This is a genomic window from Mesorhizobium sp. M7A.F.Ca.ET.027.02.1.1, from assembly GCF_004022985.1.
Classification (GTDB): domain Bacteria; phylum Pseudomonadota; class Alphaproteobacteria; order Rhizobiales; family Rhizobiaceae; genus Mesorhizobium.
The window spans coordinates 1-7,749 of record NZ_RZOL01000290.1; the positions used below are offsets into that span (position 1 = coordinate 1).

Here is a 7,749-nt window from a genome sequence, read left to right on the forward strand (position 1 = left end):
CCAATCGGTATAGCTTCGCCTTCCCGACCTTGGGCGGATGTCGATAGGTCCAGGCGCTCTCGACCAACATGTGGCGAACCCGACCGTTGCCTGCCTTTGTGATGCCGCCGCGCCGGACTGTCTCCCCGGTTGAGCGCTCGCCGGGAACCAGACCGAGATATCCCATGAGCTGGCGTGGGCTTTCGAACCGGCTGGCGTCGCCGACTTCGGTGACGAACGTCACGGCGACAATCAGGTCTACCCCACGCAATGTCTGAAGCGCCCACACGATCGGTGCCAGCGACCAGGCCGGGACGAACTCTTCGATCACACGCTCCAGCCGCTCGACCCGCTCTTTCGACACGCGCACCGCCTCGACCATCTCCTGGAGTGCGATCTGATGCGCGGGATGATCGAACCTTTGTTCCTGAAGCCAGCGTAGATAGCGCATCGTCCAGCTCTTCTTTCGCGGATAGCTACGGCCGTGCTTGAGCATGAATGCGCTCACCTGCTGGCGATGGACCCGCAGCGTCTCGACCGCGGCCGCCCGCGCGCGAACAAGATCCCGTATGGACTCGTGCCCTTCATCGGGTACCCACACCGCGGTCAGCTCGCCGGCGCGCAATAGCCGGGCAAGGGAAATGGCGTCTCGACGGTTCGTCTTCACCCGATCGCCGGGCTTCCTCGGTATCAATGATGGTGCAACCACCGTGCACTCGTGCCCGAGCGACCGGATCAGGCGATAAAGGCCGTACCCGGTCGGCCCAGCCTCAATGCAGAAATGCACGTAATCAAAGCGGCTGGCGATCCGGCCTATGACCCGCCGCATGCTGGTCACCGACGCGTCGACCTCACCGAAGAACCGAACCTCTCCTTCCCGGCCTGCCTCCGCAATTGCAAAAGCGTTCTTCAGCTTCGCAACATCGATTCCGACAAATGCTTCTCTATAATCCGCCACGGCTCGTCCTCCTGTGGTGAGGATCGGCTCGGCCCGCCCGAGCACGGACATGCGGCTGATGTTTTCCTTGCTGACGATCCTGTCAGAAGCCCCGTCTCTCTCGTGCTCTCAATTGCCCCAATGTTCGGCGATGATCACCCTTCACCCGAGGGCACCTGCGCAGGTGCGGAGACATGAGAGGCCGCTGATTGTTCATGTTCGATCGGAAATGGTGTGATTGACCAATGAATTGAGTCAACGGCACGCTGAACTATTGCCTTTGTCCGAGCGCGGCTGGGTGAAGCGGCGAGGACATATCCGATGTAGTCTCGGTAATCGCCTTTCCTGACGATCGGCGTCTTGGGTTTGATATACAATTTCGCTTCGACGACACCTGGTATGGCAGCCGCTCGACTATCGCCATCGACCCAATCTAGGATACCATCGCGATCAGGAATCAGGAGCCGGGCGGTCGCAATATGCGAATGCCTCTTGTGCAAATTCCATTCCTCGCCGATCACGAGCTTGATGTGTTCGGTGACCAGATCGATACCGTAAGCCGCCTCAATCGTTTGAACACTGCCACCAAGACGCGGATTGACCTCAATGACGACTGGGCCACGCTTGGTCCACCGCAGTTCTACATTCGTTGGCCCCCAGCCAAGCCCGAGAGCTCGCAAACAGCTCAGCGACACATCGGCAATACGCCCATGCTCGTCTTCAGTCAGCGGGGCTGGATAGGTCCCGCCAAGATAGACAAAATGCGGTGGGGGGCCGAAATCAAGGGCTGAAATACAAACGACCTCATTTCCCATTATTGCAGCGCAATACTGTGGACCTTGTGCGAATTCCTCGACCAGTACCCTCGGCGAGGAACGCCATATGTGCTTCCCGCCCAACAAATAGGTCGAATGTTCGGCTAATTCATCGACATCGCGGCACAATCGGACACCGATGCTGCCGCTGCCCACGGCTGGCTTAACAACCACCGGCAGGCCGATCTCAGCGGCAAAGCTTTCTACCTCCGTCGCATTCACTGCCACGCGATAAGCAGGTATTGGAACGCCAGCCTCCGCGAGAAGCTGACGTTGAGTGAATTTATCGCAGCATCCTTCAATCGATGCGGGGTCCGGTCCCGGCAGACCGAAGTGCCGGCAGAGCTTGCCAACCGTCGTAGAGACCGACTCGTCGTCGCCCGCGAGGCCAGTAATGCCAGTAATGTCATAGGTAGCACGCAGCCAGGAACATTCGCCGATCAGCGCATCGAGATTGCCTGTATCGACACGGATTGCCTCACTTCCTTCCGCCGCAAGATAGTCGTACTGAGCTGGATCAACCGACAGGGTAATTGGATGAAGACCAAGACGCTGGGCAGCTTTCACGTATAGCACACCATTGCTCCTTGTGCCTTCAACCAGGATGAGCGCTCTTCTTGCCATTGGCGATGATCTCCGTTGCGTGCTGTGCGGCGGTCCGAACGTAAAATCGGCATTGGCTCATATTCACGCCTGCCTTCAGACCTTGCGGTGAACCTAGCATCGTCAGCGGTCCGCGGTTGCAAAAGAATCTGTAAAGTTATTTGAACGATCCGTTGCAACCTCTTGGTTGCCGACGGTGGCACAGCCCGCGGCTGATGGTGTAGGAGGGCCGCGTGGAGCCGTCGACGTAGCGCAGCGCGCCGACCGTGACTCTGCGGTCATCGCCGATCTTCGAGAAGGTTTAGGTTGCAACGTCTGAAACCTGAAACGGAGATGACGATGACCGATGACAAAATGGCGCTGATCGAGCTGTTGAGAAGCAGGCCGCTGGCGACCTCGTGCGGAACATGCTGGCACTTGCGGCCGAGCGGATCATGGAACCGGACGCGGGAAGCGCGGCGGGCGAAGGCGCGCTCGCCGCTGCGGGAGGTGCAGCGGAACGGATATCGCGACTGGGACTGGGACACCCGTGCGGCCTGGATCGCTCTGGACATCCTCGAAGCTGCCCAAGGGAAGCTACTTCCCGAGTGTCGATGCCGGCTCAATGCTCCCCAGAAGTGCCGTTTGAATCTTCCCAGAATAGCGCGGTCGCCGGTCTCCCGGAGCGCGCTCCGGAAGACCGGCGGCGCATGATCGGCGATGTTTCTCCCGATGGTCGGGAGAGGGATTTCGGTGATCAAGATCAGGGAGATGATGATGATACTGGATTTGCATCGGCAGGGCCTGTCGGTATCGGCGATCGCCAGGGAGAGGCGGGATCGACGGTATCTAGGTGAAGGTGCGCGAGGGCGGGAAGATCGTCAGTCGTGCCGCGAAAAATCGCCATCGCGGTGGACGATGGCGGGAAGCGCGAGGTGCTGGGCTCGCCACCGGCCCGGCCGAGGGCGAGACGTTCTAGACCGACTTCCTGTGGTCTCTCGCCGATCGCGGCCTGCGCGGTGTGAAACTGATCATCGCCGACGACCAAAAGGGGCTTGCGCGCCGCAGCTCGCCGGGCCTTCAACGGGCCAGGCACCAGACCTGCGCGCGGCCATCGCGTGCCGGATCAATGCCGAGGATCAGATGCGCCATCTCTTCTTCGCTCGCGTCGTCGGCGGAAGCGTCTAGGGGCCTCATGTATGTCGTGAAGTGCGCGTTGTTGAGGCCGTAACGCTTTCCGACCAGGGGACTTCGTCGGACAGAGTTGAGCTTTTAATCTCACCGGTTTCGGTCGGTCGAATCATAACTGCTGCGAACCTCGCCTGCCTGTGCTGGAGTTAAGCAGTCTATCCCAATATGGGACAATCCAAACCCGGGATTAGTCGGTGAGCCGGTCTTTAACTGACCGGTTCACCTGCATGCCAAAATCTCTTCGATCGCCCCGCCACCGGTTTCTGGGCCAGCTAATTTTCTTACGCAAGGCGAAAGGCCTGACCCAGGAGCAGGTGGCCGAGAAGCTTGGCCGTCCGCAATTTTTCGTGGCCAAATACGAGGGTGGAGAGCGGCGTCTCGATGTCATTGAGTTTCTCGACGTCACTGCGGCGCTTGACACTGACCCGTGCGAGATTCTGCCCAGCTTCCAGGTATAGTGGGGCGTCCGCGCCTTGCAGCGGTGAACCGAGCCCGCTTGCCCTTCGGCAGCCTCAGGCGGTCTCGGCCGTCCGTCAGTCTGTCGGCTGCTGACAGCGGCCGTCCGAATAACGGCGCACGACCCATCATCCAGGGTGCGCAGTTGGCATAGGTGTCGCAGGGATCCCTGCCTATGGCGGACGGAAGAACCATGTTGATGGCCCACCATTCTCGATCGCGGCGAGCGGGTAAGGCTTTCCTGTGGCGATGGGCATTCCGCAGCCCGCATCCATGGCTATCCTGGCTGCCACCAATTTGGTCACCATCCCCTACTGCGGCGCCCAGAGCGGTGGCATTGAGAACTCCGATACCGGGGATCGACGTCAGGCGCCGAGCGGCTGCATCGGTGCGGGCCAGTTCGACGAACTCCCGATCCAAAGCCTTCGGCGGTCGAGATCAAGCCATTCCTCCCACATCTCCGCAAGCGATTCGGCTGCCGGCCATGAAGTCCGGATCGGCGAGCAATGCCTCCACAGCCTGCTCGAGCTTGCGGCGTCCCTGTGCGATAGTCGTGCCGCGCTCCAGCAGAATGGCGCGAAACTGGTTGGTCAGCCTCGTGAGCGTGCCCACCGTGATCGAGTGCGTTCTTCTCTCGGGCCTTTCGTCGCGACCTTTCAAAAGCCGCGGGCCCGTATGGTGATTCTGCGGATCGGGTCCAAATCTTCTTCTGCAAGAGCTTTCAAGCTCGGGATGACGTGCCGGTAATTGACGACCTGGTCGTGCCGGCCGTGGGCATGGCCGCGTCCTCGGGGCAACGTCATCAGATGCGTCCCGCCGATGAAGACCTCGAGGCGATCATCGAACAGCCGGACGCGAAGCCGATGTCCGATCAGGCGGGAAGGCACAGTGTAGACGACCTTGCGCAAGGTGAAGCCGCCTGTGCGTGACACCGTGACGACCACCTCTTCGAAGTCGGTGGCGCGGCGGTCGGGAAGTTCCTGCAAATGCGGGCGCTCGGCGTGGATGCGCTTGCCATGAGCGGCATTACGGCGGCTGACGATCTCATCGATGAAGGCGCGGTAGGAGCCGAGATCGTCGAAGTCCATGGTGCCGCGCATTAGTAGCGCATCGCGGACCGCGTTCTTGATCCGCGCTGTCGGGACAAGACCGCCCACAGCTTGGCCGACACGATCGGCTTTCGCATGAAGATGATCGCCGCCGGCTACGAGGACGGCAGCGACGCGAACTGGCTGCGCTCCGATGCCTTCTTCAAGATGGCCCAGGATGCGCTGCCGTCGGGTTGGGATCTGGCCTCCCAATCGACCATGTACCGGCTGGAGAACCTGCCCAGCGTGCGGGAACTGGTCGCCATAGGCGGGCGATGGGCGACCTCTATTGCGCCTCTTTGGCGGGCTCGCCCTCCACTGGATCGTTGTTTCGGCACGAGAATGCCGCAAACTGGCGGCCGTTCTTGAGCAAGTTCGATAACCTACGGCCGCGATCAAGGCTGTCGCGGTCACAGGGCCGATGCCTTAGCTTTCCAAGCCGCTGACATAATTCGCTGTTGCGAAAGAACTGCCGAACCCGGCGATCATAGGATGCAATGCGTTTGTCCAATTCGGCCAACTCCGTTTGCACTTCTCGTATCAGCACCCGCACCAATTCATTGAGACATCGTCGCTGCTCCCCGTAATATCAACAACGGCCCGCGGGCATTGCTTGGTTAGAAGCCCACGAACCTGATTGATGAGCTTGACCCGATCTGCAACCAGACGGCTGCGAATGCGATGATCCGCTTGAATTGCCAATTGATCGGCTGATTCGGTGAAACAAAACGCATCGTCGGCCGGCCAGCGGCTTCGCAAATCGCGTCAGCGTCATTCCGGTCATTCTTGTTGGACTTGACGTATGGTGTCACGAACTGAGGCTGATCAGCCGAACCTCATGGCCGAGATCGGAAAGCACCTTGCCCAATAATGCGCTCCGTTCGATGCCTCCATGCCGACCAGACATCGTGGCAGATTGGCGAGGAAGCGGGCTACCGCATCGCGGCGTAGCGTTTTTGCGCACGACGACTTTCCCGTGGCAGTCGACACCGTGAACTTCGAAGACTTATTTCGCTAGATCCAGACCTATTCGAACGATCTGCATGAGATCCTCCTTCGCTGCAGTTGGCGGTCGAGATTTCACCTCGCTTGGAGGGCGGGGTCCGTACCATTGGCCTTTAGCCAAGTGCATTTTTCAGACGGCTGATCACGCGGGAACGGGTGCGGCGCAACGGATTATCGCGCCGCACCGGGCTTTCAAGGAGCTTATATAAGGGGTGTCAAGGCTGGCTCCCCTTTTTTGGTCCGTTGGTTTGCGGTATCCATTTTCTGAGCCCGATTGCATGATGCGGCTCGTTCCCCGAGCCAGATCCAGTTCTCGTGGATCTCCACCGCCAGTGCCCGAACCAGCCGCAGACAGCTCTGCTGGCTGGGGAAGATGCCGACGACCAGGGTACGCCGCTTGATCTCCTGGTTGAGCCGCTCCAGCATGTTCGTCGACTTCATGTGATTGTGATGCGGCAGCGGCAGTGCCCGTAACAGCGCTGCCAGACTGCCTCGCGCAGGACTTCCCGGATCGCTGGCCTGAGCCCGGATGGCCGTCGGAGACGACAAACTCGACGCCGGCGAGCCCGCGCTGCTTAAGCCCTGCCACCAACGCACGCCAGTTCGAATGGCTTTCCCGGCTGACGGTCGGCAGGACGTCGTGCTGCGAGATGCTCATCCGGGTTTCCAGCTCGTCCTGGAAAGCGCGACGCTTTGCACCCCGTTCGGCTTTTCCGTCGACGCGATCTGGCTCGCCGATCGGATGAGGCAGCAGTTGAATGCGTTCGAATGCCTCAATGCTCTTCACACGACTGGACAACTTTCCGACAGCCTGTTTCCGCCCGACGCGCCCGGCAGCCGCCTGCACTTTGTCCTCCAGGCGCTCGACGGCTCGCTCGGAGGTGCATCGCACCAAGAAATCGCAGCGGCCTTGTTGGGCTGGCAACGCGTCCATGCCTGCTGGACGGATCCGCGCAACACCTTCGCGATCGCATCCGCAGTACCGTCCGGCGCGGTCACCTCCTCATGGATCGTGGATATCGAGACTTCCTCGCCTGAAGGTGGTCGGAAGGGTCACCCTGGGGACCGTCAACGCGTGAACAGTTCCTTGTATCCGGTCGTAACCATCCAATTCGCCCGATCGAGATGGCTGCGAACCGCCTTTCGGGCACGGTCAGGTTCTCGCACCGGATCGATGCCGAGGACGAGCAGCGCCATCTCCTCTTCGCTGGCATCGTCGGCGGAGGCGTCGATAATCCTCAGATAGACCTTAAAATGCTGCCTGTCATAGCTCGTGAGGCTCTCCGACCAGGGGGCTTCGTCGCGCAGTGTTGAGCTTTGAGTCCCGTCGGTTCCCGTTGATTGATTCATGTCTGCCGCGAACCTCGCATGTTGATCGCTGGATTCAAGGAAGCATATCCCAAAATGGGATAATCCGGAACCGGGATTAGTCGCTGAGCCGGTCTTTACTTGACCGGTTCACCTACATGCCCAAATCGCTTCGAACTCCCCGCCACCAGCGGTTTCTGGCCCAGCTGATATCGCTGCGCAAGGCCAAAGGCCTGACCCAGGCGCAGGTGGCTGAGAAACTTGGTCGGCCGCAATCCTTCGTGGCGAAGTATGAGGGTGGAGAGCGGCGTCTCGACATCATCGAGTTTCTCGACGTAACTGCGGTGCTTGGCGCTGATCCGTGCGAGATTCTATTGAGCCTCCGGAC

The 7,749-nt window shown here is 60.2% G+C and carries 6 protein-coding genes and 8 pseudogenes; 6 read left to right on the forward strand and 8 right to left on the reverse strand.

The window, feature by feature from the left end; all coding sequences use genetic code 11:
- The coding region (locus tag EN749_RS25425; RefSeq protein WP_128364203.1) for an IS110 family transposase at positions 1 to 937 on the reverse strand (937 nt) is incomplete at its 3' end.
- Between the two features lie 134 nt (positions 938 to 1,071).
- On the reverse strand, positions 1,072 to 2,355 hold the full coding sequence (locus EN749_RS25430) for an acetyl-CoA carboxylase biotin carboxylase subunit family protein (RefSeq protein ID WP_128364201.1): 1,284 nt from the start codon (positions 2,353 to 2,355) through the stop codon (positions 1,072 to 1,074).
- Between the two features lie 318 nt (positions 2,356 to 2,673).
- On the opposite strand from EN749_RS25430, the gene EN749_RS25435 reads away from it, so the two are divergent.
- Both EN749_RS25435 and EN749_RS25440 read left to right on the forward strand, forming a co-directional pair.
- Positions 2,674 to 3,027, forward strand: coding sequence for a hypothetical protein (locus EN749_RS25435; RefSeq protein ID WP_128364202.1), 354 nt, complete (start codon positions 2,674 to 2,676; stop codon positions 3,025 to 3,027).
- A gap of 139 nt (positions 3,028 to 3,166) precedes the next feature.
- Positions 3,167 to 3,370: pseudogene (locus tag EN749_RS25440) on the forward strand (transposase); the annotation flags it as partial.
- Positions 3,371 to 3,426: 56 nt separating this feature from the next.
- Here the strand turns inward: EN749_RS25440 and EN749_RS25445 are convergent.
- Positions 3,427 to 3,617 (reverse strand): annotated as a pseudogene (locus EN749_RS25445) (hypothetical protein); the annotation flags it as partial.
- A gap of 114 nt (positions 3,618 to 3,731) precedes the next feature.
- Here EN749_RS25445 and EN749_RS25450 point away from each other — a divergent pair.
- Positions 3,732 to 3,962: a helix-turn-helix transcriptional regulator gene (locus EN749_RS25450; protein ID WP_095521213.1), complete on the forward strand. Its 231-nt coding sequence runs from the start codon at positions 3,732 to 3,734 to the stop codon at positions 3,960 to 3,962.
- A 304-nt stretch (positions 3,963 to 4,266) separates the two neighbouring features.
- Here the strand turns inward: EN749_RS25450 and EN749_RS39005 are convergent.
- Together EN749_RS39005 and EN749_RS25460 are read right to left on the reverse strand one after the other, a co-directional pair.
- Positions 4,267 to 4,572: pseudogene (locus EN749_RS39005) on the reverse strand (IS110 family transposase); the annotation flags it as partial.
- Between the two features lie 110 nt (positions 4,573 to 4,682).
- A pseudogene (locus EN749_RS25460) lies at positions 4,683 to 5,090 on the reverse strand (IS21 family transposase); the annotation flags it as partial.
- On the opposite strand from EN749_RS25460, the pseudogene EN749_RS25465 reads away from it, so the two are divergent.
- Positions 5,067 to 5,347 (forward strand): annotated as a pseudogene (locus EN749_RS25465) (transposase); the annotation flags it as partial. The pseudogenes EN749_RS25460 and EN749_RS25465 overlap by 24 nt on opposite strands.
- A gap of 319 nt (positions 5,348 to 5,666) precedes the next feature.
- Here EN749_RS25465 and EN749_RS39010 read toward each other — a convergent pair.
- Positions 5,667 to 6,093 (reverse strand): annotated as a pseudogene (locus EN749_RS39010) (IS110 family transposase); the annotation flags it as partial.
- 263 nt (positions 6,094 to 6,356) lie between these two features.
- Positions 6,357 to 6,672: pseudogene (locus tag EN749_RS25475) on the reverse strand (transposase); the annotation flags it as partial.
- Between the two features lie 123 nt (positions 6,673 to 6,795).
- Here EN749_RS25475 and EN749_RS39015 point away from each other — a divergent pair.
- Positions 6,796 to 6,978 (forward strand): annotated as a pseudogene (locus tag EN749_RS39015) (DUF2285 domain-containing protein); the annotation flags it as partial.
- Positions 6,979 to 7,121: 143 nt separating this feature from the next.
- On the opposite strand, the gene EN749_RS25485 reads toward EN749_RS39015, so the two are convergent.
- Complete coding sequence (locus tag EN749_RS25485) at positions 7,122 to 7,403, reverse strand: DUF2285 domain-containing protein (protein ID WP_095521215.1); 282 nt, start codon at positions 7,401 to 7,403, stop codon at positions 7,122 to 7,124.
- A 116-nt stretch (positions 7,404 to 7,519) separates the two neighbouring features.
- On the opposite strand from EN749_RS25485, the gene EN749_RS25490 reads away from it, so the two are divergent.
- On the forward strand, positions 7,520 to 7,749 hold a 230-nt coding region (locus EN749_RS25490; protein ID WP_095521216.1), incomplete at its 3' end, for a helix-turn-helix transcriptional regulator.

What these genes read in the sequence shown, in the direction of transcription:
- EN749_RS25430 (WP_128364201.1), bottom strand. Translation starts at nt 2,355, where the DNA reads ATGGCAAGAAGAGCGCTCATCCTGGTTGAAGGCACAAGGAGCAATGGT.
- EN749_RS25435 (WP_128364202.1), top strand. Translation starts at nt 2,674, where the DNA reads ATGACCGATGACAAAATGGCGCTGATCGAGCTGTTGAGAAGCAGGCCG.
- EN749_RS25450 (WP_095521213.1), top strand. Translation starts at nt 3,732, where the DNA reads ATGCCAAAATCTCTTCGATCGCCCCGCCACCGGTTTCTGGGCCAGCTA.
- EN749_RS25485 (WP_095521215.1), bottom strand. Translation starts at nt 7,403, where the DNA reads ATGAATCAATCAACGGGAACCGACGGGACTCAAAGCTCAACACTGCGC.